General features: G+C 67.7%; 20 protein-coding genes and 1 pseudogene. 15 read left to right on the forward strand and 6 right to left on the reverse strand.

The genetic code is table 11. The annotated features are described in order from the left end of the window. Positions 1–11: 11 nt before the first annotated feature. Positions 12–635, reverse strand: a complete 624-nt coding sequence (locus ACFVYR_RS07035) for a class F sortase (protein WP_384249048.1) — start codon at positions 633–635, stop codon at positions 12–14. A gap of 314 nt (positions 636–949) precedes the next feature. Between ACFVYR_RS07035 and ACFVYR_RS07040 the strand changes: the two genes are divergently transcribed. Beyond that, the gene (locus ACFVYR_RS07040; protein WP_384249046.1) at positions 950–1759 is read left to right on the forward strand and encodes a nuclease-related domain-containing protein; all 810 of its coding nucleotides are present in this window, start codon (positions 950–952) and stop codon (positions 1757–1759) included. 268 nt (positions 1760–2027) lie between these two features. Here ACFVYR_RS07040 and ligD read toward each other — a convergent pair whose 3' ends face one another. After that, complete coding sequence (ligD, locus tag ACFVYR_RS07045) at positions 2028–2912, reverse strand: non-homologous end-joining DNA ligase (RefSeq protein WP_384249043.1); 885 nt, start codon at positions 2910–2912, stop codon at positions 2028–2030. A gap of 111 nt (positions 2913–3023) precedes the next feature. On the opposite strand from ligD, the gene ACFVYR_RS07050 reads away from it, so the two are divergent. Beyond that, a complete protein-coding gene (locus ACFVYR_RS07050) occupies positions 3024–4187 on the forward strand; it encodes a Ku protein (RefSeq protein WP_384249041.1) in 1164 nt (387 codons plus the stop codon). Positions 4188–4224: 37 nt separating this feature from the next. On the opposite strand, the gene ACFVYR_RS07055 is transcribed toward ACFVYR_RS07050, so the two are convergent. Next, entirely contained in the window at positions 4225–4989 is a 765-nt protein-coding gene (locus ACFVYR_RS07055; protein WP_384249038.1) for a thioesterase II family protein, read from the reverse strand. 237 nt (positions 4990–5226) lie between these two features. Here ACFVYR_RS07055 and ACFVYR_RS07060 point away from each other — a divergent pair, with 237 nt between their 5' ends. After that, positions 5227–5628, forward strand: coding sequence for an ArsR/SmtB family transcription factor (locus tag ACFVYR_RS07060; protein ID WP_384249552.1), 402 nt, complete (start codon positions 5227–5229; stop codon positions 5626–5628). Positions 5629–5644: 16 nt separating this feature from the next. Beyond that, positions 5645–8500 (forward strand): HAD-IC family P-type ATPase, encoded by a 2856-nt coding sequence (locus ACFVYR_RS07065; RefSeq protein WP_384249549.1) that lies wholly within the window; start codon positions 5645–5647, stop codon positions 8498–8500. On the opposite strand, the gene ACFVYR_RS07070 is transcribed toward ACFVYR_RS07065, so the two are convergent. Continuing rightward, positions 8491–10053, reverse strand: a complete 1563-nt coding sequence (locus ACFVYR_RS07070; protein WP_384249036.1) for an LCP family protein — start codon at positions 10051–10053, stop codon at positions 8491–8493. The two genes, ACFVYR_RS07065 and ACFVYR_RS07070, sit on opposite strands and share 10 nt — an antisense overlap. A gap of 79 nt (positions 10054–10132) precedes the next feature. On the opposite strand from ACFVYR_RS07070, the gene tatA reads away from it, so the two are divergent. The 3 genes from tatA to ACFVYR_RS07085 all read left to right on the forward strand — a co-directional run bounded on the left by tatA (position 10133) and on the right by ACFVYR_RS07085 (position 12053). Further along, complete coding sequence (tatA, locus tag ACFVYR_RS07075) at positions 10133–10363, forward strand: Sec-independent protein translocase subunit TatA (RefSeq protein ID WP_384249033.1); 231 nt, start codon at positions 10133–10135, stop codon at positions 10361–10363. A 342-nt stretch (positions 10364–10705) separates the two neighbouring features. Continuing rightward, on the forward strand, positions 10706–10846 hold the full coding sequence (locus ACFVYR_RS07080; protein ID WP_384249031.1) for a hypothetical protein: 141 nt from the start codon (positions 10706–10708) through the stop codon (positions 10844–10846). 277 nt (positions 10847–11123) lie between these two features. After that, entirely contained in the window at positions 11124–12053 is a 930-nt protein-coding gene (locus ACFVYR_RS07085) for a phosphotransferase family protein (protein WP_384249028.1), read from the forward strand. A gap of 15 nt (positions 12054–12068) precedes the next feature. Here ACFVYR_RS07085 and ACFVYR_RS07090 read toward each other — a convergent pair whose 3' ends face one another. Next, positions 12069–13454 (reverse strand): hypothetical protein, encoded by a 1386-nt coding sequence (locus ACFVYR_RS07090; protein WP_384249026.1) that lies wholly within the window; start codon positions 13452–13454, stop codon positions 12069–12071. Positions 13455–13587: 133 nt separating this feature from the next. Between ACFVYR_RS07090 and ACFVYR_RS07095 the strand changes: the two are divergent. From ACFVYR_RS07095 to ACFVYR_RS07125, 7 genes and pseudogenes are all read left to right on the forward strand, one after another. Beyond that, positions 13588–13932: pseudogene (locus ACFVYR_RS07095) on the forward strand (hypothetical protein); the annotation flags it as partial. A 196-nt stretch (positions 13933–14128) separates the two neighbouring features. Continuing rightward, positions 14129–14452: a hypothetical protein gene (locus tag ACFVYR_RS07100; RefSeq protein WP_384249024.1), complete on the forward strand. Its 324-nt coding sequence runs from the start codon at positions 14129–14131 to the stop codon at positions 14450–14452. 4 nt (positions 14453–14456) lie between these two features. Beyond that, the gene (locus tag ACFVYR_RS07105) at positions 14457–14921 is read left to right on the forward strand and encodes a hypothetical protein (protein ID WP_384249022.1); all 465 of its coding nucleotides are present in this window, start codon (positions 14457–14459) and stop codon (positions 14919–14921) included. A gap of 1061 nt (positions 14922–15982) precedes the next feature. Next, the gene (locus tag ACFVYR_RS07110) at positions 15983–17167 is read left to right on the forward strand and encodes a DNA cytosine methyltransferase (protein WP_384249020.1); all 1185 of its coding nucleotides are present in this window, start codon (positions 15983–15985) and stop codon (positions 17165–17167) included. Beyond that, positions 17164–19521 carry an ATP-binding protein gene (locus ACFVYR_RS07115; RefSeq protein ID WP_384249018.1) on the forward strand — a complete coding sequence of 786 codons (2358 nt, stop codon included), beginning with the start codon at positions 17164–17166 and terminating at the stop codon, positions 19519–19521. Before ACFVYR_RS07110 ends, ACFVYR_RS07115 begins: the two co-directional genes overlap by 4 nt. Continuing rightward, positions 19518–21170 carry a helicase-related protein gene (locus ACFVYR_RS07120; protein ID WP_384249016.1) on the forward strand — a complete coding sequence of 551 codons (1653 nt, stop codon included), beginning with the start codon at positions 19518–19520 and terminating at the stop codon, positions 21168–21170. The genes ACFVYR_RS07115 and ACFVYR_RS07120 overlap by 4 nt, the downstream gene beginning before the upstream one ends. After that, entirely contained in the window at positions 21170–21790 is a 621-nt protein-coding gene (locus ACFVYR_RS07125) for a hypothetical protein (RefSeq protein WP_384249013.1), read from the forward strand. The genes ACFVYR_RS07120 and ACFVYR_RS07125 overlap by 1 nt, the downstream gene beginning before the upstream one ends. Here ACFVYR_RS07125 and ACFVYR_RS07130 read toward each other — a convergent pair. Next, positions 21741–22190 carry a very short patch repair endonuclease gene (locus tag ACFVYR_RS07130; protein ID WP_389611414.1) on the reverse strand — a complete coding sequence of 150 codons (450 nt, stop codon included), beginning with the start codon at positions 22188–22190 and terminating at the stop codon, positions 21741–21743. The two genes, ACFVYR_RS07125 and ACFVYR_RS07130, sit on opposite strands and share 50 nt — an antisense overlap. Positions 22191–22983: 793 nt before the next feature. Between ACFVYR_RS07130 and ACFVYR_RS07135 the strand changes: the two genes are divergently transcribed. Further along, positions 22984–23478, forward strand: coding sequence for a DUF4365 domain-containing protein (locus ACFVYR_RS07135; RefSeq protein ID WP_384249010.1), 495 nt, complete (start codon positions 22984–22986; stop codon positions 23476–23478). The last annotated feature ends 59 nt before the right edge of the window (positions 23479–23537 follow it).

Raw genomic sequence — 23537 nt, forward strand, 5'->3', positions numbered from 1 at the left:
GCCTGCCGTGCTCACGGCACCAGGTCGGCGTAGAGAATGATGTTGTCCGAGCGGTGGCCGCCCACGATGGGCCCGCCGCAGGTCAGCAGGCGCAGCTCGGGCCGGCCGGTCGCCCCGTACACCTTATTGGTGGGGAAGTCCTTCTTGTCGACCTGCTGGATCTCACGCACCGCGAACGTCGCCGTGCTGCCGTCCGCGCGCGGGACCTGCACAGTGTCCCCGACCTTGACCTTCGCGACGTTCTTCAGCAGCGCGGGACCGTTCGCCGTGTCGTAGTGCGCGACGATCACGGCGGCCCCCTTCTCGCCTGGAGTGACCCCGCCGGTCCACCAGCCGGGCTCGTCCGCCTTGTCCGCCGGCGGCACGCCGAGCGTGCCGTCCGCGCCGACACCGAGATCGAGCATCGACGTCGCGTCGACGCCCGCGGAGGGTATGCGCAGGCCGGTCGGCCTGGACGCCTTCATCGGGGCGACGGCCCGCTCGGCGTGGGCGCCGACGGCGTTGCGCACCTTGACGTCGGGGGCGGGGTCACCGCTGCCGCCGCCGCCCTGGCCGCAGGCGATGAGGCCGAGGCCGAGGGAGCCGATCAGTGCCGCGGCGGCCGCGAGGTGGTGGGTGCGGGTGCGGGTGGTCACGGTGGGCTCCTGAGGGGGGAGAGGAGGACGGGGGGAGAGGAGGCGCGGGTTCGGAGCCCCTGACGTACTGAGGAGAAGCTCAGGCCCGACGATAGATGTCCGCTATTGCGGCAATTCGTCGTCTATGTAACAGCGGGCCATAGCTGCGGGGGCGGTGCGGTCACGGGAGCGGCGGCACGTGAGGCGCGAGGGACCCGACCCCCCCCCGGGGCCCTGACCCCGGCGCAAAGAAGCCCCAACTCCCCTCCCGCCGTGGCGAGGTTCTTGCCGCGGGAGCCCACGGGCTGTTCCCATGGTCGAGGGGGTGATGACGCATGACCGGACTGCGCGTCGTACCGGCTTGGCGGCATGGGCAGGAGCGGCTGTACGTGTGCCTGGCGGACGGCAGGAACGTGGCGTGGTACGACCGGGAGTCGGCCCGCGTGAACCTGCTCAGCGAGGATCGTGAGCAGGAAGTCCTCAAGGCCCTCGGGCCCTTCCTGACCGGTCAGTTCACGGTGGGCCCGCCGCCCGTGCCGACCCCCGTCGAGCTGGCCCGCCTCGCGCTCCACCCGGACGACGACCTGGCGCCCAACCGCCCCGGCGAGGCCCTGCGGATCTCCCTCGAACGCGACCCGGTGCCGGCCCGCAGGCTGCGCGCGGACGCCCGGCACCGCGCGCTAGCCGCGGAGCAGGCGGTCGGTGAGGCCCTGGAGGCCCTCGAAGGCGCGGGCTGGCGGGTTCTGCACTCCGTTCCGCTGCCCGGCGGCGCCCGGATCCACCATCTGCTGATCGGCCCCGGTGGCCTGTTCTGCGTGGGCACGCTGGCCGTCCGCAAGCAGCGGGTGCGCATCGCCGACCCGATGGTGACGGTCGGCCGCGCCGAGCCGGTCCCGCTGCTGCGCTCGATCCGCTCCGACGCGGGCCGTGCCTCCTTCGCGCTGACGGCCGAGGTCCGCCCCGTCCTGGCCCTGGCCGGAACAGGCGCCGCCGACCTGACCGTGACGGCGCCGCCCCGCGATGTACGAGTCCTCGGCGAGTCCGACCTACCGGGCCTGGCCCGCCTCGGCGGCGTACTGAAACCGGCCGACGTAGAGGCCCTCCACGCCCTGGCCAGAGACCGCCACACCTGGCAACAGGTCTGAGGCGCCACGCGCCCCTTCAGGGGCGCGGGAAGCCCCCACGGAGCGGCACCGGCTGCCGAAGCGGCCCGTGCGGGGGCGCCTGCTCTGCGGGGGCGGCGCGCTGGCGCCCCTGAAGGGGGCGTGGGGAACGGCGCGCTCAGCCCTCACGCTCCCGCACACGCTCCCGCACAGACCCGAGACGCCATACCCCCCTTAAGGGGCGCGGGGAACTGCGCAGACCGCCCCCACGACCCCGCACCGCCGCCGCCACCACCCCACCCACCCCACCTCACCCCGGCAAAACCCCCGCCCGCCCCACATCAAGAAGAGGCGCAAGCAGATCCCCGTCCCGCTCCAGCCGCGCAGCGACATCTCCCGCGGTGAAGACCAGCCGCCCCGGCTCCCCGCACTCCTCGACCTCCCCCCACCTCACCGGCGCGGAAGCGGTCGGCTCGGCCCGAGCCCGCAGGGTGTACGGCGCCGCGGTCGTCTTCGCCGCAGCGTTCTGGCTGAAGTCGACGAAGACTTTGCCCGGCCGCAGGCTCCGCGTCATCCGGTGCACGACAAGGCCGGGCAGCGCACGTTCCGCCTCGACGGCCAGCCCTTTGGCGTACGCGGTGACCCGTTCGGAGGGGGTCGGCTCCAGCGGTACGAGCAGATGCAGCCCCTTGCTGCCCGACGTCTTGGCGTAGACGTGGAGCCCGTCGGCCACCAGCCGCTCCCGCAGCCAGAGCGCCGCCAGGCAGCACTCCACGACGGTGGCGGGCGGCCCCGGGTCGAGGTCGAACACCATCCGGTCGGCCTGCGCAGGGGCACCCGCACGCCACTGCGGCACGTGGAACTCCGTCACCAGATTGGCCGCCCACATAAGGGTGGGCAGGTCCTGGACGAGGATCTGCCGCACACCCCCCTCGGAGCGGGGCACCTCGGCCGTCTGCACCCAGGCCGGTGTCCCCGGCGGCACGTTCTTGGAGAAGAACTGCTGGCCGTCGGGCCCGTCCGGATAGCGCAGGAAGGAGGCGGGCCTGTCGCGGAGGTGGGGGAGGAGGGCCTCGGCCGTACTCGCGTAGTAGTGCAGCACCTCGCCCTTGGTGAAGCCCGTCGCGGGGTACAGCACCTTGTCCAGATTGCTCAGCGGGAGCCGTCGCCCCTCCACCTCGGTGATAGGCGTCATAGGATGAGAGTCCCATAAAACGCCCATACATCAACAAAAGCGCCAAAGCGCAAAAGCCCAATCACCCCCTATGCCTTTCTCCCCTTCCACCCCCCCCGTGAGGTGTCGGACGTGCGATCCATATGGAACGGCGCGATCTCCTTCGGCCTGGTCAGCATCCCGATCAAACTCGTGAACGCGACCGAGAACCACTCGGTCTCCTTCCGCCAGATCCACACCGAGGACGGCGGCCGGATCCGCTACCGCAAGGTGTGCGAGCTGGAGGAGCGCGAGGTGCCGTCGGCGGAGATCGGCAAGGGGTACCAGGACGCGGACGGCTCGATCATCCCGATCACGGACCAGGATCTGGCCGCGCTGCCCATCCCGACGGCCAGGACGATCGAGATCGTCGCCTTCGTCCCGGCGGACCGCATCGACCCGCTCCAGATGGACGCCGCGTACTACCTCTCGGCGAACGGCGTCCCCGCCGCCAAGCCGTACACGCTGCTGCGCGAGGCGCTCAAGCGGAGCCAGAAGGTGGCCATCGCGAAGTTCGCCCTGCGGGGCAGGGAACGGCTCGGCATGCTGCGGGTGGTCGACGACGTGATCGCCATGCACGGCCTGCTGTGGCCGGACGAGATCCGGGCACCCGAAGGGGTGGCCCCCGATACGCACGTCACCGTCCGGGACGCGGAACTCGACCTGGCGGACGCCCTGATGGACACCCTAGGCGAGGTCGACATCTCCACCCTCCACGACGACTACCGCGACGCCGTCGAGGAACTCATCGCCTCGAAGGTCGAGGGAACGGGGCCGGCGGAGCGTACGCCCGCCGCGGAAGGAGGCGGCGGCAAGGTCATCGACCTGATCGCCGCCCTGGAGAGCAGCGTCCGTGCCGCCCGCACGGCACGCGGCGAGGAGCCGGCGGACGACGCGGTGGCCGAAGTGACACCGATCCAGCGGAAGTCGTCGCGGGCGACGCCCAAGCAGGTGGGCGGCAAGAAGTCGACCGCGGCGTCGTCGGCCGCGGCGAAGAAGAAGGCCGCCCCCGCCAAGAAGCGGACGACGAAGGCGTCGGAGAACAGGGCACCGGAAGACAAGGCATCGGAGAGCAAGGCGCCAGCGAACAAGGCGTCAGCGAACAAGGCATCTGAGAGCAAGGCCTCGCAGACCCGGGCGGCGCCCGCGAAGTCGGGCACCGCCAAGACGGCCGCCAAGAAGACGACGACGGCGGGCAAGAAGACGGCCGCGGCGAAGAAGACGACGGCGACGGCGAGACGGCGGGCGTCCGCCTGAGGCGGACCCTCTCGCCGGCCGCTCCCCTCACCACCCGTCAGGGCGTGGCCGTACGCGACCCCCGCAGCGAGCCGGCGACGACGTCGGTGACGTACGGCAGATGATCGTCGAGGAAGAAGTGCCCTCCGGCCAGCACATGGAAGGCGAAGGAGCCCCGGGTCTCGCTCTCCCAGGCCCGCACGTTCTCGACGCCGACGCGCGGGTCGGCGTCACCGGCCATGGCGACGACGGGGCAGTCGAGCGGGGGCCCGCTCCGGTGGACGTGCCCGTCCAGGAGCCGGTAGTCGGCGCGTACCGGCGGCAGGATCATCTCCAGCAGGTCGGGGGAGGACAGGAGCACGTCCGCGGTGCCGGACAGGGTCCGCATGTCCTCGACGAGTTCACGGTCGGACATCTCGCTCACCGGCCGCCGGGCCGAGGCGGGCCGCGGCGGCAGCGAGGGTGCCTGCCGGCCGGAGACGAACAGGGCCGCGGGCGGCCGCCCCTCCGCGGTCATGCGCCGCGCCGTCTCGAACGCGAGGAGCGCGCCCATACTGTGTCCGAAAAGCGCTGTCGGCGCGCCGTCCGCCCACCCGGGAAGCGCGCCGAGCACGGCGTCGACGACCTCGTCGGCCCGCTCGGCGAACGGCTCGCGCATCCGCTCCTGCCGACCCGGATACTGCACGACCAGCGGCTCGACGACGCCGGTGACGGCGGCCGACAGCGGACGGTAGGCGCTGGCGGAACCGCCCGCGTGCGGGAAGCAGACCAGGCGGGTCCCCGCATCGGGTGCGGGGTGGAAGCAACGTATCCAGTCGCCCACGAGCGGGCCTCCTCTCAAGTGCCGCGCACGGCGGCGGGTGTGCGACCGCCAGCATGCCCGAAGACGGCACGTCGGCGTTGATCATGTCCACGGACTGCGGCGCAGATCACGGCACCCGGGTCGACCTAGACTGGCCACGAAGACGAGAAGAAGCCGGAAGCCGTACGACAAGCCGGAAGCCGTACGGCAAGAAGCCGGAGCGGCAAGCAGCGGACGAGGGTAAGAAGGACGACGGTGGTGGGAGTAGGAGCGGGAGCGGGAGCGGGAGGCCGGCAGGCGACGACGGGTGCCGACGGCCACGACGATCCGCCCGCCGAACTGCTCACCGAGGCCGTTGCCGCCTTCGGCCTGCTCGCCTCGTCCGCGCGGCTGCACATCGTGTGGGCCCTCGCCCAGGGCGAGAGCGACGTCAGCGGCCTCGCGGAACGGGTGGGCGGCGCGTTGCCCGCCGTCAGCCAGCACCTGACCAAGCTGAAGCTCGCCGGCCTCGTCGGCTCCCGCCGCGAGGGCCGCCGCGTGGTGTACTTCGTCGCCGATCCCGGCGTGGTGACGGTGGTGCGCCTGATGGTCACCCAACTCGCGTCCCGGGCAGAGGCGTCCGCCACCCCGGCCCGCCGCCTCCGCGGAACCGGTGCCTGAGGGTCTCGTGCCCGAGGTGCCGCTGAGGGGAACCAGGGCGTCGGTGATCGCCGAGAACCGCATCGGCCCGGCGCCCTCCCCGACGGCGCTGGAAGTCCTGCGCTCCCTGGACACCGGACCGCGCGGCCTCACCGAGGAGGAGGCCGACGCCCGCCTGGCCCGCCACGGCGAGAACACCTTGCCGACCCCGCGGACCCCGCGCTGGCCCGGCCGCTTCGTACGCGGTCTGCGCGACCCCTTCACCGCCGTCCTGCTCTGCCTCGGCCTTGTCTCCGCCACCGTCGCGGCCTGGGGCACCGCCTGCGTGATCACCCTCCTGGTGGCGGTCAGCTGCGCGCTCCGTGCGACCGGCGAACACCGCGCGGACCGTGCGATGACGGCGTTGCGCGACCTGGTGGCCACGACGGCCACGGTCGTACGCCGCCCCGCCGACGACGCCCCACCGGCGCGCCGCGAGATCCCGGTCGACCAACTCGTCCCGGGAGACATCGTGCGCCTCGGCCCGGGCGACCTGGTCCCGGCCGACGTCCGCCTGCTCCGCTCGCGCGGCCTGTACGTGAACGAGGCCGCGCTGACGGGGGAGTCGGCACCGGTACCGAAGCACCACGCGCCCGCGCCGGACGCCTGCTACCTGGGCAGCAGCGTCACGGCGGGCAGCGGCACGGCGGTGGTGACGGCGACGGGCGGGGGGACGCGCTTCGCCACGGCGTACACCGAGCAGCCAGCCGCGCCCGGAACCGGCGGAGCCACCGGAACTCCCCGATCTCCCGGAACCACCCGAGCAGACAGCCGCCGCACCCTCACCCCAACCTCCCTCCTCACCCCCACCTCCCTCCCCACCCCCACCTCCCTCCCCACCCCCACCTCCCTCCCCACCCCCACCTCCCTCCCCACCCCCACCTCCCTCCCCAGCCCTACCTCCCTCCCCACCGCCTTCGACCGCTCCGTGCACGGCATCTCCTGGATCCTCATCCGCTTCATGCTGCTCATGCCGCCGCTCGTGCTGATGGCGGACGCGGCGCTGCGGGGCCGGGGCCTGGAGACGCTGCCGTTCGCCGTGGCGGTGGCGGTCGGGCTCACCCCCGAGATGCTTCCGGTCGTCGTCACCACCTGCCTGGCACGGGCCGCCGCACGTCTCGCCCGCGCCCACGGCGTGATCGTCAGACGGCTGCCCGCCCTGCACGATCTCGGCGCCATGGACGTCCTGTGCGTGGACAAGACCGGCACGCTCACCCAGGACCGCCCGGTGTTCGATCGCGCCCTCGACACCGAGGGCCACGACGCCCCCGAAGTCCTGCACTGGGCGGCCGTCAACGCCTGGTGGACCCTCCAGCTCGCCGACCTGCCCGCGCCAGACGCCCTGGACGAGGCGATCCTGGACGCCGCCGACGAGGAAGCGCTCACGCACGGCGAGGGCATCGCGGCTCTCCCCTTCGATCCCGTACGCCGTCTCGCCACGGCCGTCGTGTCGTGCCCCGGCGCCGGCCTCGGCGTCCACACGCTCGTGGTCAAGGGCGCCGTCGAGAACGTACTGGAGCACTGTGCTCTCCCCGACGAGGAGCGCGTACGTCTCCACGCGCACGCGGCGCGCCACGCCGAGGCGGGCCTGCGCGTGCTGGCCGTGGCCACCGCCGACCGTCCCGCACGGCACCGTGACTGGACCCCGGCCGACGTACGGGGCCTGACGTTCCGCGGCTTCGTCACGCTGCGCGACGCGTTGACGCCCGCCGCGGGACCGGCCCTGCGCGCCCTCGCGGAGCGGGGCGTCACGGTCAAGATCCTCACCGGCGACCACCCGGGAACGGCGGCCCGCGCCTGCCGCGACCTGGGACTCGACGTCGACCGGGCGGACATCCGCACGGCCGCCGACCTCGACGGTCTCACCCCGGCCGCACTCTCCGAACTGGCCCACCGCACCACGGTCCTCGCCGGTTGTACGCCCGAGGACAAGGCTCGCGTCGTCGCGGCCCTGCGCGCCCACGGCCACACGACGGGCTTCCTCGGCGACGGCGTCAACGACCTCCCGGCCCTGCGCGCGGCCGACGTGGGCGTGGCCCCGCACGACGCGGTGCCGGTGGCGAGGGAGGCGGCGGACATGATCCTGCCGCAGCGCGCCACGACCGAGCCGACGGCGTCTCCCACGGGCTCCTCCCGCCCCTCGGGCCTGACGGCCATCGTGCACGCCGTCACCGCGGGGCGGGGCAGCAGCACGAACATCGCGACCTACCTGCGCATCACGCTCTCCTCGAACCTCGGCAACGTCATAGCGATGCTCACCGCGGGCCTGCTGCTCCCCTTCCTGCCGATGCTCCCGGCCCAGGTGCTGACCCAGAACCTCTGCTTCGACGCGGCCCAACTCGCCTTCGCCTACGAGCGCCCCGCCCCCACGGCCCTGCGCCGCCCCACCGCACTGCGCCCGCGCGCCTTCCTCCGCTTCATCACGGGCTTCGGCGTCCTCAACGCCGTGGCGGACCTCGCGACGTTCGCGATCCTCGCGCTCGCGGTGCCGGGCCCGACGGGGACGGAGGACGAGTCGGTGTTCCACTCGGGCTGGTTCACGGAGAACCTGCTCACCCAGGCCTTGGTGATGCTGCTCCTGCGTACGACGCGCGGCACGGCCGGCGCGGCGCGCGGCGCGACACGGGGTACAACGCGCGGCGTCCCGACCGCACGCCTCGGCAAACCCGCGCCGATCACCTGGGCGGCGACGGCCCTCGCGGTCACGGGCCTGCTGCTCCCGCTGACCCCGCTGGGCCCGCTGCTGGCCATGACCCCGCTGCCGCCCCTCTACTACCTGCTCCTGGCCGCGGTCCTGGCCCTGTACGCGGCGGCCCTGACCACCCTGAGGCGCCGCTTCACCGCTCAGCCGTAGGACAGATCGGAGCAGGGCCCGGCATCGGCGGCCCGAGCCTTGCCGCGACGGTCACCGCCGCCCGCACCACCCATGCTGCCCGCACCACTCGTGCTGCCCGCACTGCCCATGCTGCCCGCACTGTCCCCACTCCCCGTGCTGTCCGCGCTGCCCGCCTCGGCCCCGGACCTCTCGGCGTACGACCGCCCCAGAACCACCCTGACCCCGCCCCCCTCGGCAGCCGCCCGCGCCCGCACCTCGGCGCCGGGAAAGAGCCGGGCAACGTTCTCGGCCCGCGCTTTCAGCCCCTCCCCCTTCCCTTTCCCCTTCCCTGTCCCGTACTCGACAACGGTGGTGACGTGCTCCTGACCGGCGGCCGTACCGGTGCCGGTCACGGTGAACCCGTGCGAGGTGAGCGACCGGGCGGCCTTGGCGGCGAGCCCGTCGACGCTGGTGCCGTTGAGGACATGGACGGCGATCCCACCCCCGGAAACCTCTTCGGATTCACGCCGGGATTGCTTTTCGCCACCGTCGACACCCTTGTCCTCCCTCAGAGCAGCCCACAACTGTGAGGCCTCGGGCTCGACAACAGCGACACGAGCGCCGTCGTACCGCCAAGGAAGAGTCACGAACTTGGTGTTGTGCAGATCGATGTCCTTCAAGGACATGGCAAAGGAGATGAGCTTGTCGGCGGACCCGAGACCGGGATCGACGGTCATGGAATGGACGGCGGCATCGGCGAGGGGAAACAACTTCCCGGGACTGAACCCCTCACTCTTGATCTTCTTCAACAGGCCGCTGACGAAAGCCTGCTGCCGCTTGATCCGTCCGATGTCGGACCCGTCGCCGATGCCGTGGCGAATGCGTACGTAGTCCAGGGCGCGCTGCCCCGAAACCTCCTGCACCCCTTTACGGAATATCCGTCTGCCTGGGCTGCCGCGACGGGGATTGAGGTCGCCCTCGTAAAGATCCTTGGGCAGGCAGACCTCAACGCCACCCACCACGTCGGTGAGTTCGGAGAACCCTTTGAAATCGACGACAACGGTGTGATCCACCCGAAGCCCGCTCAGCTTCTCCACGGTGTTCTGCGTGCAGGCGGGATTCCCCTTGGCGGTCTCCCCGACGGAGTACGCCGCGTTGAACATGACGTGGTGCTGCGGCTCGGTCCACTTCCCGTCCGGAAGTTTGCAGGACGGTATGTCGACGAGGGCATCGCGAGGAATGGAGACGGCGACGGCATGTCGCCGATCGGCGTACACGTGCAGCAGGAAGGCGGTATCCGACCGCCCGATGTCGTCGGAGTCCCCGCCCCCGAGCGCGCGATTGCCGCCGGTCCGCGCGTCGGACCCGATGACGAGAACGTTCTGCCCGCCCGAACCGCCGGCGGCGGGCCGGTCCCCGGAGATCCCGTCGGCGTCGAACGTCTCGATGCTCCCGTTCAACTTCAGATAGACCCAGCCACCACCCCCCACACCGAGCACGACCAGAGCCCCCACAACAGCGAGCCCCACCCGCCACTTGCGCCCCCGCCCCCGCCGCTGCGCCCGCCCCCGCCTACGCCGGACCCCACCCATCTGCCCACCTCACTGCCGCCCCGTCCGTAACAGTTGTATAGTTGCGCAATATAGCAAGTGGCAGGCAGCCAAAATCCCCGTGCACCGCACAGAAGCCGGAGGCCCGACAGTGATCCGCAACGCCCTGGAGCCCTGGCACCTACTGATCGTGGCGATCGTGGTCATCGCCCTCTTCGGGTCCAAACGACTCCCGGACACCGCCCGCTCACTCGGCAAGTCGCTACGCATCCTCAAGAGCGAGACAAGGGCACTCAAGGAGGACGAGGTGAAGCCGGAGGGGGCCGTGCGGCCCGAGCGGGACCGAAGCTGACCCGCGCCGAATCGGACCGGACCGGACCGGATCGCACCCGCCGTCTCGCCGCCTCACCCCTCGACAGGCGGCGTCCGGAATTCAAGCCTGCCCAAACGGCTCCGGCATCCGTAACAGACAACTGACCACCGGGGTGCATTTCCCTCAAGCAGGCGCAGGATGGAGACCCGGTCGGACCGGCCGGCGTTCGGAGGTACTCCCATGACGCAGTAGACTCTCGGCAGTGGTCATCCCACGAGCGCGGAAAGCTTCTGGTACATCCTCGGATGCATCTCGTTCGGAGCCTCCTACTTCGCAAAGGTTCCCGCCAAGAAGGCGCTCAGCGAATACGGCCTCACCGAGATGACCGGCGCAGAGAAGTTCTGGTACGTCGTAATGAACATAGCGTTCGGCTCCGGATACCTCTCCAAGGTCATCACCAAGAAGGCCCTCTCCGAAGTCACCCGCACAGGCACCCCCGAACGCGTCGAGCCCCTTGTCTGATCAGGAGCCGAGCCCCGAATACAACGCAGCCGGACATCAAAGGCCTTCGCCGCCCGGGTCGCCGTACGGCGGCAGCCGCCTGCACATACGCGAAGACCCCGGCCTCAGCGTTTCCGCTGGTGACGGGGTCTTTGGGCACCTCATGGTGAGAGGCAAGAGCGACCACACCCCTGATCTGCGGGGGAGCGGCGCAAGGACGTGACCTCGACCAGGTCATCACGTCCCTATTACGTGGGTGCCCTGTCCGGGGCCTGGGCCGCGCCGTATCGTCGGAGCCATGATCTCGGGCAGCGGCGAGGAAGCGCGCGACAGCGGCGGGGAGGACACGGCAGAGGACGTGGCGGTCGTACTGCGCGAGGCGTGCGAAGCGGCCGGCTTGGACTCCGCGGGAGCGGAACTCCTCCGACTCGGATCGAATGCGGTCTACCGTCTCGCGTCCGCGCCGATCATCATCCGCATCACTTGCGACCCGTCCGTTCTGACCGAGATGCAGCGGGCGGTAGCGGTGGCCCGTTGGCTTGAGGAAGCCGACTTCCCTGCGACGCGCGTGCTGGCCGACGTCCGTCAACCCATCGCCGTATGCGGCCGCGTGGTCACCTTCTGGGAGAGCGTCCAGGAGCGGGAGGAGTTCGCGACGGTCGGAGAGCTGGCCGACCTGCTCCGTCGGCTCCACTGGCTCGAAGAGCCCGAATCGCTGGACCTCCCGTACTTCGACCCCCTGGCCAAGCTGTCGTCTTCCCTGGAGAGCCTGACCGCCGTCTCGGAGGGCGACCGCTCTTTCCTGGAGGAACGGGCGTCCCGGCTGTCCAAGGAGTACGGTCGCCTGGACTTCGTCCTCCCCTTCGGCCTGATCCACGGTGACGCCAACATCGGGAACGTCCTGCGTCACCGCGAGGGTCACGCGGTCCTCATCGACCTCGATGGGCTGACCCTGGCGCCACGCGAGTGGGACCTGATCCTGACCGCGATCTACTACGACCGCTACGGCTGGCACACCAAGGCTGAGTACGACGAGTTCGTGCACCGCTACGGCTTCGACCTCATGAACTGGCCCGGCTACGAGACGCTGGCCGACCTGCGGGAGCTGATGATGGTCGTGTGGGTGGGGCACCAGGCCGGTACGAGTGAACGTCACGCCGCGGAGTTCACACGCCGTATGAGATCGCTACGAACAGGCCGGGGCCACGACTCCTGGGGTGCTCTCTAAAGCTCCGTCAGTACGTCAGCCGCTGGCCGATCCTTGGCTGAACGTCCCGGCAGCGATCCACAGCCGGTGATCCTGCCCCTCCTCCGCGAGGCGTCGTGCCGCCGCGCTCGGGCGCCTCGCTCTGAGGTTGTGACGGAACTCCGCGAGATAGCTGACGCACCTCGCGGACTTGAGCTGTTCGCCGAGATCAAGAGCATCGAGAGCTACGCGGCATGCTTCCTCGACCTCACCCGCACGCATGTGTGCGTCGGCAAGGACCATGGTCGCGAAGAAGTCACTTCGCACGTGGCTGCCGCTCATGGCGTTCTCGGCATGGGCCACCGCCCGGCGGGCGCTGTTGACGTCCCGGAAGCAATGGGCGGCCTCAGCAGCAAGCTCGATCTCGTCGAAGTAGCTGATCCACTCCGGCTCGTCCTCGCTGTTCCGACTCTCCAGAGCCTTGGATGCCGCACTCAGAGCGGCTTCGCATCCGATGACATCGCCTGTACGGGCAAGGGCGCGGGCCTCCATGGCGTGGAATTGGGCCCGAAGCGTCGGCGTAGCGACCGGAGAGATACCCATGAGAGCCGCGCGGGCAAGGGTCGCGGCCTGGGTGTACCGCCCCAGGAAGGTCGCCTGGTGACTCATTGCGCTCAGGATGCTGCCCGCGAGCCGCCGATCGTTGGCGTCTTGGGCGAGGCGGAGGGCCTGGAGGAAATAGCGCTGCGCCAGCCCGTGTCGGCATGAGTCGTACGACATCCAGCCGGCCAGGAGCGTGGCTTCCGCGACGGTGGAGAAGAGCGCCCGCCCCACTTGTTCCGTGTACCGGCCTCGCAGCAGCGGCGCCACGTCGTTGTTCAGGTATTGGATGACCGAGTGCCGCGCGTGATCCCCACCGAACTGGTCGTCCAGGCGGGCGAACACATCCGCTGTGGTCCTCACCGCTGCCACGTCGCCGAGCCCGACCCGTACTCCGCCGTCCCGCGGGCGCGGAGTACTGGGCTCAGGCGCAACCAACCACCGAAGGGATGCCTCGCTCCACGCGGGCTCGGAAGGCTCTGAGGTGAGCAGAGGGTCGTACTGGTTGAGATCCGCACGCCACAACTGACCGATGGTCTGGATAGCGTCGTCCGGGCTTGCGGGATACGCCGCGTCTACTACGGCCGCGTCCTTGGGTTCGCTGTGATTCAGGCCGAGCTCTCCAGCATTCACGCCGTACGCATCGCAGAGCAGCGGCCCGTAGAAGCTGTCGGGGATGCTGTGCCCGTTCTCCCAACTGGCGATACGCCGCTTGACGCTGCTGTCCGACGGGAGCTGATGCCCACGCCGGGTGGCTGTCTGGCGCAACTCCCTGACCAGTCGCGGCTGGCTCCAACCACGACCGACGCGAGCCTCACGTAGGCGGACACTGGTCGGCTTCATGGAGACGTGAACCCTTCACTCCCGCCGTCACCTCTCGTCATCTGTCCCGGCCTGGTGCTGGGCCACGAGTCTGGATTCACAGCGGCACTGAGCCGCACTCGACTCCGGTTGAGGGTGGGACGACGTGCAGCGGATGACAAGGCGAGGCGTGGAGTGGCTTTCCGCGGCGGCGGACAACGCGGCCGAGTGCCGACAGGTCTGGGTGGAAGACCCGCGAACACCGACGCTGCTGCCGACCGGCCGCCTATTCGACGTGGTGAGCCTGGAACAGCGTCTCGGTATGGAGATGTTCGACCGCCTCCTGCGCAGCGCCATGCCGTTCGGTCCGACGGTCGTCGACCGCAAGGCGCAGAGAGTCGGGTTCTTCCTCGGCTCCGGAAGTCGTGGGACCTTCACGAACTGCCTCGACCGGGAAACGACCTCGCCGCCTCCGTACCGGTACCTCGACCAGGGCTCCGCGATGGTCGTACCCGGCCCCATTCCGCTGGCCGACGACCGCTATCAGTGGCTCCGCGCGCCGGTGCGCCGGCCGGAAGCCAACCCGTTGCGCCCGGTCGCCATGGCGACTGCCTTGGTGGCGTCCGCGGAACTCCTGGCAGGATCGACCGCTTCGACGAGCGGTACCCGACTCCGTACGTGGCGGCCACCGTTCTCCGCGACGAGGTGGACGACTGATGCCGATCGACCCACCCGACGAGCCGGACGCTGCTGCGTGGTCCCCTCTGCATGGCGACGGTTGGTACGCGGCCCGAAACGCGACGACAGCGCTGCGCGATGCCTTGGTGAGGGCAGGTCTGGAGAAGAACTTCCCGTATCTGCGTGCGGAGCTGAATGCCTTCGGACACGGCTTGGTTGAGCTGGGCCGGGTATCGCCCGACACGGCGGAGCGCGTGGCGGAGCTCCTGCGCCTGGCGCTTGCCGAGGGCTTCGGGCCGGCTCCAGTCCTGGAGGCCCGTCAATCGCTGCCGACCGTCGATGAAGGCAAAGGAGGGCCATAGCGCCATGACTGACCGACGTGGAGTGGTGGCCAGGCGGACGGAAGACCTGATGCCGGGCGCGTCCTACGTCCGCGGTTGGAACCATGCGCGGCGCGACGTCAACGCGTTAGCCGATCAACTCGCCCTGCTGGGATTGGACTCCGACTTCGCCGGCCTGACGGCAGACGGGAGCATGGTCGGCGACGGGCTGGCGAACGTGCTCGGCAAGGGGCCTGTTGCTGAGCACCTCGTGCGGGTCTACGGCAGAGCCGAAGTGCGTGACCTGATGATCTCTGCCTCAGGCTTCACGCAGCCAGCCGTAGACGAGTGCCGTCGCGTCCTGGCCCATCGCGTCGTCGTTCTTGGGGAGCTCCGTGAACTCGTGATGGCGCTGGAGCAAGAGCGGCCTCTGGATGAGTGGCTCCGGGAGAAAGCACGGAGAGCCATGGTCGATCGCGAACCTCTGGCTATCTACGGTGTCCACTTCTGACGCGACGACCACTCAGTGGGTTGCGCCGCTACGAGGGGGCTTCTTGGCCCGTCTGAGCCGGGGTATAACTCACCAAGACCATTACGTCGACACTGCGTGATCACCGGCAAACTGCTGCTTCTAGCGGCACCGCCTGCACATACGCCAAGACCCCGTCCTCAGCGAAAGCGCTGGTGACAGGGTCTTTGGGCACCTACTACAAGGTGCCCCCGGCAGGACTCGAACCTGCGCACACGGCTCCGGAGGGCCTTGCGTGTTCCGACGTTCATGCAGTTCACGGGTCTTTAAGCGACAGACAGTGCGCTCTCCGTCCACGTTTGGTCCACGGGCCGTCTGTACTCCGCGAACACAAGGGCGCCGAAGTCAACAGCGCAGAGTGCGGTTCCGCCGAAGCCTTTGCTGTCCGATGGTGTTCGCTGAGTCTTGACCACCCAGTAGTCCAGCGCACGCGCACCAGCGGCCATATCCCGCCCGTTCGAGTCTGCCGCACGAACGGATGACATCTGAACTGGCGTGCCGTGTGGGGCGGATGGGAAGCATGTCGCTGCCCCCAAGCTCTATCCGGAGAGTCGCGGGAGGACGTCGTGCGAAACGCGAGGACCGTAGTTCAGAGGTGACGGTCGAGCAGGCGTCTCAGGTTCATCGGTTCCACACGGCCGCACGCGGTGCTCGGCGAGAAGGCGGGCAGCGGGACGTCGCCGACGCTGTGCGTCAAAGGTTTGTTGTCTCCTGGGCAGCACGTTGAACTACACCGTTGGCAACATGCTGGCCCGGTTGTTGACTTGCTCGCGCCAAGCGCGGCAGGCGTCAGCCAGGTCGGTGGGCGGCGCGGAGGCGACCGCGCGCATCCAGTCGCTGGCTATCTCGGCGACGTCGCCTCAACCGTGGCGCCAGGTAGCCACAGCCCGGAAGGCGATCAGGAGACCCGTAGGTCCTGGCGAGGTCGTCGGATTGTGCGGCATCATGATGTTCGGACTAGGGCTATGGTTGGAAAGAAGTGCATGTCTGAGACTGCGGTCGTTCCTGCGAGCGTTACCGTTCGCCACCCCTCCCTCTTATTGATGAGGAACACGCCCGCCCGGCTCGCGAGCGTGGAGTTGTTCGCTGGCGCTGGCGGGCTCGCGCTGGGTTGTCAGGAGGCCGGTTTCGACCCGCTGGCGACCCTGGAGTTGGACAAGTGGGCCTGTGACACGGTGCGACAGAACCAGGCCCGGGGGAACGCGCTCGTCGCGAACTGGCACGTCGAGGAGGGCGACGTCCGGGACTTCAACTGGTCCCGCATCACTGACGAGGTGGATCTCGTCGCCGCTGGCCCGCCGTGCCAGCCGTTCTCCATTGGCGGCCGCGGTAAGGCGGATGACGATGAGCGTGACATGTTCCCGGCCACGGCGGAGGCGATCGCCCATCTGAGGCCCCGTGCGTTCATCATCGAGAACGTGAGGGGTCTGGCGCGCCCGAGGTTCGCCGATTATTTCCAATACATCCAGGCCAGGCTTTCGCTGCCTCTCCTCGCCGCGAAACCTGACGAACTGTGGGGGGATCACCTGCTGCGGCTCCGGGCGGCAGGCAAGGACGTCAGCAACCAAGAGTTGGCCTATCGGGTCACCCCCGCCTTCGCTAACGCGGCGGACTACGGCGTGCCGCAGCAGCGCCAGCGCGTCTTCCTGGTCGGTTTCCGAAACGATCTGGACGTGACCTGGGAATTCCCGCATGTCACACATTCGAGGCGCGCGCTTCTGCATGCTCAGTGGACAACTGGCGAGTACTGGCAGGAACATGAAGTGCCCAAGGCGAAACGCCCGGAACGGCCTAACGTCCCCATACCTGCGGAACTGCGGCCGGACGAGGTCCATGAGCGCTGGCGCACCATACGCGACGCGCTGGCCGGTCTTCCCGAGCCAAAGCTGACAGGTACTGCGGGCGTCCTCAACCACGTCTTTCAACCCGGAGCTCGTTCTTACCCTGGTCACACTGGTAGCCCGATGGACTGGCCGGCGAAGACGTTGAAAGCAGGGCATCACGGGGTCCCCGGCGGCGAGAACATGCTGCGTGAGGCGGATGGCTCCATCCGCTACTTCACGGTCAGGGAAAGTGCTCGCTTGCAGACCTTCCCGGATGACTACGAGCTGCATGGCCCTTGGGGCAAGGCGATGCGCCAGCTCGGCAACGCGGTCCCAGTCGAGTTGGCGCGGGTCGTGGCCGATAGCGTCCACGCCGCCCTGCGCGCGGAGGGATCCGAAGCATGACGGAGACGGAGACGCGACCCGGCACCCTCAATTTGACGCCCTCCCCCCGAATCTTGGAGATGATCGCGGAGGTCGACCTCCAACTTCACCAGTGCCTATGCGAGTTGATCGACAACTGTCTCGACGAACTCGTCGAGGCCACCCGTGTCGATGAAACGTTGGAACCTCGAATAGACATCACCCTGCCCACGGCGGGCAAGGTGAACCGGGCTGCCAAGGTTGTTGTGAGCGACAACGGCCGGGGGATGTCTCCGGCGGAGTTGCGGTATGCCCTGAGCGCCGGCACGTCGGGTAAGCAACGGTTCGGCAGCCTCGGCCTGTTCGGCATGGGCTTCAACATCGCCACGGCCCGCCTTGGCACGGTAACGGAGGTCCGTTCGGGACGGCGTGGCGACGACCAATGGATCACTGCCACCATCGATCTTAGAGAGATGCAGCGACGGTCGTCGTATGAGGTGCCCCTTCGTTACGAGCGGAAGGATCCCGACGAGCACGGCACTCTCGTCTCGGTGACGAACCTCCGCGAAGACGTAGTCGTCAAGTTGAAGTCGGCGAGTTCAATCCGGGAGGTCAGCAAGAACCTAGGGCGGATCTACACGTACATGCTGCGTGATCCCGATGGCCCTCATTCGGGGGCGCAGCTGATGGGCGGTTTGAACCAGCGCCTGTACGTCAACTCTCGCCAGGTGCCCCCTCTCGTTCCGTGTATCTGGGACCCGACCCGGTCGGTCATGTACAAGGCTGCGGAGGCGCCTGCTGCGAAACAAATCCACGTGCCACTCACCAACGCCTTCGCCTGTATGAACTGTGGGCGCTGGTACACCTCAAGGTATGACCGATGCGTCGATTGTGAGAGCACTGACATCCAGGAGCGAGAGCGCCGGATCGTGGGCTGGCTGGGCGTGCAGAGGTTCGCTGATAAGTCCGACTTCGGTCTGACGTTTCTTCGGAGCGGGCGCGCGATTACGACAAGGGACAGGTCTCTGTTCGACTGGGAGGGGCCAGACGGAGACATTGAGCTGGAGTATCCGATCGAACTCGGTATGGGCCGCATCGTCGGCGAGATCCATCTCGACCACGCGCCGGTCAACGTCCGCAAGACCAATTTCGACACGTCGTCGCCGGAGTGGCGATACATGGTCGAGAAGGTGCGAGGCGACCTGCCCTTGCGTCCACAGCTCGCCAAGCGCCTGTTCAATCGCGAGAACGACTCTCCGATGAGTAGGTTCTTCAACGCCTTCCGGGAGAACAAACCGGGTCTCCGGTACCTCATGCCGGGCAACGGCAGTACCGCCATCCACAATGAGGCGAAGAGATGGGCACAGAAGTTCCGCAGCGGGGATCCGGAGTATCAGACCGACGAGAAGTGGTACGAGGCTGCGGCCGATCATGATCGGGTCAAGAATGGGCCACCGCCGGAGCCGGCACCGCCGTCCGACGAGGATGACTGGCTCAACGGGGAGGGGCTTGGACATCTGGGGACGGGGGCGGCCGACGGCCACTCATCGTCCCAAGATCAGAAGCAGCCGGAGCCAGCCGCAGGGACACGGCCGGAGACCGAGGAGCAGCGCTTCGCGAGGTACAGGGAGCACGCGACGCTGCTTCCCGACACTGACCGCGAAGTTCGCCTTGGTACCGCTCAGGCGGTCTTTCGCGTCTACGTCACCTCCGGAGTCGAACTGCTCAAGGACGGCCACCGGCAGCCGGCCGTGGTTCGGATCGTAGCTGGCGAGGTAGAGATTTACGTGGACTCCGATACCACGCTGATCGCGCGGTACGGGTGGTCCCCACTGAACGTCGCGCTCGTCTGCGCGGCACCGCAGTTGAAGAGCGTGTACTCCGTATCGGGCTCCATTGACGGATTGGTGACCTCGATCCTCGAGCAGTTCCCGGACCGACGGGTGGACTCCAGCGCGGTGCGTAGTCGCGCGGAGATGCTGCTGGAGGGCTTGCGAGATCGGCTCGCCGATCTCACCTCGAAGGACGCGGCCACGTTCTGGTCCGCCCTGTCCGGTCAGTCGAAGCGGGCCGCCGAGTCGTATGCCATCGCGGTGGCACCGGACGTCGATTGGAAGGCAGCGGTGGAAAACGGAGAGTTCGCGCGCTACCTGGGAGTCGAGGGCGTCCTCGACCTCGTTACGAGCGGTCCCGAACTGGTACTGGACGGCGGGTTGTTCCGCACCACTTACGCTGCGCTCGGCGAGGAGACGCAGGCGGACCAAGTGGCCCGTGTTAGCGCCTTCCTCACCGACCTCGAGCGGATGGTGATGGGCCCACCCCTGCAGAACACCTTGGAACTGTCCCGCCTGCTCCTTACCGCAGACCTACTGGACGCGGAGATCGTCCAGGCATGAACAGATCATTCCTAGAGTCGGCCTTCCTCGTTGAGGAAGGCCCGAAGGGCTTCACGCGCCAGCTGGAGCGGTTGCTCGGCCTGATCTCGTTCACGGATGTGGTCAACATCGATGGTCCCGGGGATAAAGGTGCTGACCTCCTTGGCCGACTCAACGGTGAGGATTGGATCTTCCAGTCGAAATGGAAGAAGTCGGTCAATGTGGATCGCGATGCCGTGGACGAAACCCACGCGGCGATGCGGCATTACGCGATACACCGAGCGGTCGTGGTCACCAATCGGGCGTTCACCCAGAAGGCCAAGAACCGGGCGGACGCACTGAGGGACGTCGGAGTCAACGTGACCCTCTGGGACGGCCAACGGCTGGCGACGATCTACGATCGCGCTCCGGAGAGAGTCACACCGTTCGACCTCCACCCCTATCAGGACCGTTCCGTGGAAGCGGCCTGGGCCGCCCTAGAGGACACCGGCGAGGCACTCATCTACCTCGCTACGGGCCTTGGCAAGACGGTCGTCGCCGGCAGGTTGCTGCGACGATTCCTCCTCGCCAACCCAGGAGCCAAGGTGCTGGTCACCGCGCACATGATCGACCTCGTGGAACAACTCGAACGGGCGATGTGGCGGGACATCCCCAAGGACGTACCGACCCGTCTGCTGCACGGCGATTCGAAACCCGATTCCCTGCCGGGCGTCACCTTCGGCGTATCGAACACAGCACGTGACTACATCCAAGCGGGCTACGCCCCCGAGCTGGTGATCGTGGACGAGGCGCACCACGTGGGGGAGACCGGGAACTACGCCACGATGATGGGTCTGCTACCCAAGGCCAAACGGATGGGTGTGACGGCCACGCCCTGGCGAGGCGACCGGTACGACATTGAGCGGACCTTCGGCGAACCAGTCGAGCGGGTGTCCATCTCGGAGGGCATGAGACTGGGCTACCTCGCTGACGTGAAGTACCGCGTGTTCGCCGACAACATTGACTGGGACTTCGTTCGCCACGCCTCCGAGCACGGCTATTCCATCAAGGACCTGAACAAGCGTCTCTTCATCCCCGAGCGGGATGAGTCGGTTCGGGGACACCTCGAGAAGGTCTGGGACCAGACAACGAACCCGCGGGCCATCGTCTTCTGCCAGACGATCGAGCACGCCGAGCGGATGCGCGACCTGCTCGCCCGACGGCCCGGCTGGGAGCGGTCCGAGACGCTGCACGCCAGGCTGAAAACACGGGAGCGGCGGGCACGGCTGCTCAACTTCCGTACAGGAGAAGTGCCCATCCTCGTCGCCGTGGACATCCTCAACGAAGGGGTCGACGTGCCCGACGTCAACATTCTCTGCTTCGCCAGGGTGACCCACAGTCGACGCATCTTCGTGCAGCAGCTCGGCCGCGGACTCCGCCTTCGCAAGGGAAAGACCCACGTGGAGGTATTGGACTTCGTCAGCGATATCCGACGGTTGGCCGAGGTATACGACATGCGAGAACAGGTATCCGAGGGCGAGATCGAGCAGGTATCAGTCGGACGGAACCAGTTCGAGTTCGAGGACCTGAGGGTAAAGGGACTCCTGGACCAATGGATGGCCGACGTGGGTGACCTCGGGGGAGCCGACGACAGCGTCCGTTTGGAGTTCCCGCCCGTCGAGGGGGGCTGATGGCGACCCTGCCGGAACCGATCCGCTTGGAGATCTTCGCGGAGCTAGCCCGCCACTTCGACGCCATGCGTTGGGAGGAGGTCTCTTCGCCCGCAGCGACGGAGATGTACGACCGGTTCGTCAAGGATCCCAAGATCGGTGGGCGACTCGCTAGGTTCATGCCCACGGAGAAGATACGCCCGTGGATTAAGGATGGACCGGCGAAGCAGTACCGTCGGGCGCTCGAAGGTGTCGGGCCGATGGCTCAGATGACGACACGCGAGTACCCCGGTCCGCAGTCGGTCGTTCGGCTCGCCATGGGCTCGGGGTGGACCCTCCGCGCGCAGACACTGGACGTGAAACCGATGCGTTGCCTCGCCGATGGCCCCGATAGTGAGTCGGCCTTCATCACCTGGGGCCCAATGAGCAGCCTGCAGGGCATGGTCTGGCACGCTTGCCTACGCCGGGCGGAGTCCGAGTCGCAATTGATCACCATCGCCGTCACCAAGCCCAACACCGCACCGCTGACCGACGACGATTGGCGCCTCTCGCTCTCGCTAGCCACCATCTTGAGAGCACGATGCGAGCAGATCACCTACGCGGTATCTCGGAAGGCGACCGCCGACTCACGGACCGTCTGATCACTTCGTCCTCGATCTTGTCGGCTACCTCGACCGGGTCAGCGTGCTCCCAAAAACGAAGAACGTTCCATCCCGCCAACGTGAACTCCCTGGTGGAGTCCTGATCACGGCGTTGATTCTCAGCGATCTTGGCCGCCCAAACCTCCTTCCGGTCCCCCTTTGCCGGCCGAAAGTGCTCCGGACAGCCATGCCAGAAGCACCCGTCGATCAGGACAACGACTCGCTGCCTTGTGAAGGCAACGTCGACTGTCCGCTTCAATGTGGACACGGGCTTGAAGTTCACCCGGTACCGGAGACCGCGCCGATGCAACTCTCGGCGCACTTTTATCTCGGGTGCGGTGTCGCGCCCTCGGATTCGGGACATACGCGCACTGACGACCGGGTCGACACCCGCAGACATCAGACCCCTCCACTCAAACTCTTAGACTTCAGCGGCGACCTCGACAGTCCACACGTCCGTCAAGACGCCGATGAGGTGCTAACCGGCCGAGTTGCCACTTTGTCCGCTCAGTTCACCAGCATCGACATCCTAATGGCAGCGGCGCGGGGAGAGGGATCCTTCGAAGACAACTCGGAGGCCGCGCTACTGATGCTGCAGCGCCATGCGGCATCCTTGGCCAAAGGGTCGTGCCGGGAATCTTGTTGAGCTGGGTTTTGGCTGGTCAGGGGCGGCGCTTTCGGCGCGGCCGTCTGAACCTCAGCCGACGACAGTCAGCCACGACGGTGGGTCGGCCGCCCGGCCACGCACGCGTGAGCCTCGCTGCACCCCCGCCGGCCTCAGCGACGCTACCCGTGCCGTCGGCCAGTGCAAGCCACGACGGCCAGCCCGTGACGACGGCGCCCTGAGCCCTCAACTTTGGACGCAGCCGTTACGACACCCGCTTTAGGAAAAAGGCTGGGCCGTACGACACGTGACCTGCGGGTTTCGCTGACCGAGCTAGCGGGGACTGATCACCCGCCAGCCACCCTTGTTGACCGCTACTGACCCCTGCTTCTGGCACGGCTGTGGCACGCGGTCGTTGCGTGAGTTGACCACGATGGCAGCTGAAGGTCACGAGTAGTGACAGGGCGTCACTTCGTGGCTACGATTTGGATTTCGTTGCAGGTTGAACCCAAGGCTGAGCGGACAGTCATGCAGGTGTGACCCGTGGGCCGGGATGGGGAAGCTGCATGGCAGGGAGGGGGCAACGCACTTGCATTCGATCGCCACGCTGGATCCGAACACGGCGAAAGGTAGATTCGGTGTCGCCTATGTGAAATCGATATTTAGCCAGGCTGCGGTCGGCTTCAACGAGACGGCACCGGATGAGGATGCCATCGCAGTAGACGGCAGCTTGGAATTTGCGATAGCGGCAGTGCGAGTTCAGATCAAGTGTAGCTCGCAATTCAAAATATCAGGGAAGAGTGCCACTTGGGGCTCAGAGCTGCATTGGCGGCACAGCTGGTCAACCTCAGCTGTGCCGGTCTATTTCGTGCTAGTTATTTTAGATTACAAGGATCCTGTGGATTGGGTTCAGCATCACGATGCAGGAACCAACCAGAGGGCGGCCGCATTTTGGGTGCGCGTAAACGGCGCAGGGGCTCCCACTGACAAGATTGTGGTCCCAAAGACGCAGCGACTTACAGCGGCAACGTTGGAATTATGGGAGCAGGAGGTGAAATCATGCTTCATTCCGACGATGCCTTAGGATCGCGCGGCGTCAGGATTCCGACTGTCTCTCAGATTCGCACTTACTTGCGAGCTGAG

Origin of the sequence: Streptomyces sp. NPDC058284 (assembly GCF_042881135.1) — a bacterium.
Lineage (GTDB): Bacteria > Actinomycetota > Actinomycetes > Streptomycetales > Streptomycetaceae > Streptomyces.

Excerpts from the sequence above, each read along its gene's own strand:
- ACFVYR_RS07040 (WP_384249046.1), top strand. The coding sequence starts at position 950 with ATGACCGGACTGCGCGTCGTACCGGCTTGGCGGCATGGGCAGGAGCGG.
- ligD (WP_384249043.1), bottom strand. The coding sequence starts at position 2,912 with ATGACGCCTATCACCGAGGTGGAGGGGCGACGGCTCCCGCTGAGCAAT.
- ACFVYR_RS07070 (WP_384249036.1), bottom strand. The coding sequence starts at position 10,053 with ATGGGTGGGGTCCGGCGTAGGCGGGGGCGGGCGCAGCGGCGGGGGCGG.
- ACFVYR_RS07080 (WP_384249031.1), top strand. The coding sequence starts at position 10,706 with ATGACCGGCGCAGAGAAGTTCTGGTACGTCGTAATGAACATAGCGTTC.
- ACFVYR_RS07085 (WP_384249028.1), top strand. The coding sequence starts at position 11,124 with ATGATCTCGGGCAGCGGCGAGGAAGCGCGCGACAGCGGCGGGGAGGAC.
- ACFVYR_RS07090 (WP_384249026.1), bottom strand. The coding sequence starts at position 13,454 with ATGAAGCCGACCAGTGTCCGCCTACGTGAGGCTCGCGTCGGTCGTGGT.
- ACFVYR_RS07100 (WP_384249024.1), top strand. The coding sequence starts at position 14,129 with ATGCCGATCGACCCACCCGACGAGCCGGACGCTGCTGCGTGGTCCCCT.
- ACFVYR_RS07105 (WP_384249022.1), top strand. The coding sequence starts at position 14,457 with ATGACTGACCGACGTGGAGTGGTGGCCAGGCGGACGGAAGACCTGATG.
- ACFVYR_RS07110 (WP_384249020.1), top strand. The coding sequence starts at position 15,983 with ATGAGGAACACGCCCGCCCGGCTCGCGAGCGTGGAGTTGTTCGCTGGC.
- ACFVYR_RS07115 (WP_384249018.1), top strand. The coding sequence starts at position 17,164 with ATGACGGAGACGGAGACGCGACCCGGCACCCTCAATTTGACGCCCTCC.
- ACFVYR_RS07120 (WP_384249016.1), top strand. The coding sequence starts at position 19,518 with ATGAACAGATCATTCCTAGAGTCGGCCTTCCTCGTTGAGGAAGGCCCG.
- ACFVYR_RS07125 (WP_384249013.1), top strand. The coding sequence starts at position 21,170 with ATGGCGACCCTGCCGGAACCGATCCGCTTGGAGATCTTCGCGGAGCTA.
- ACFVYR_RS07130 (WP_389611414.1), bottom strand. The coding sequence starts at position 22,190 with ATGTCTGCGGGTGTCGACCCGGTCGTCAGTGCGCGTATGTCCCGAATC.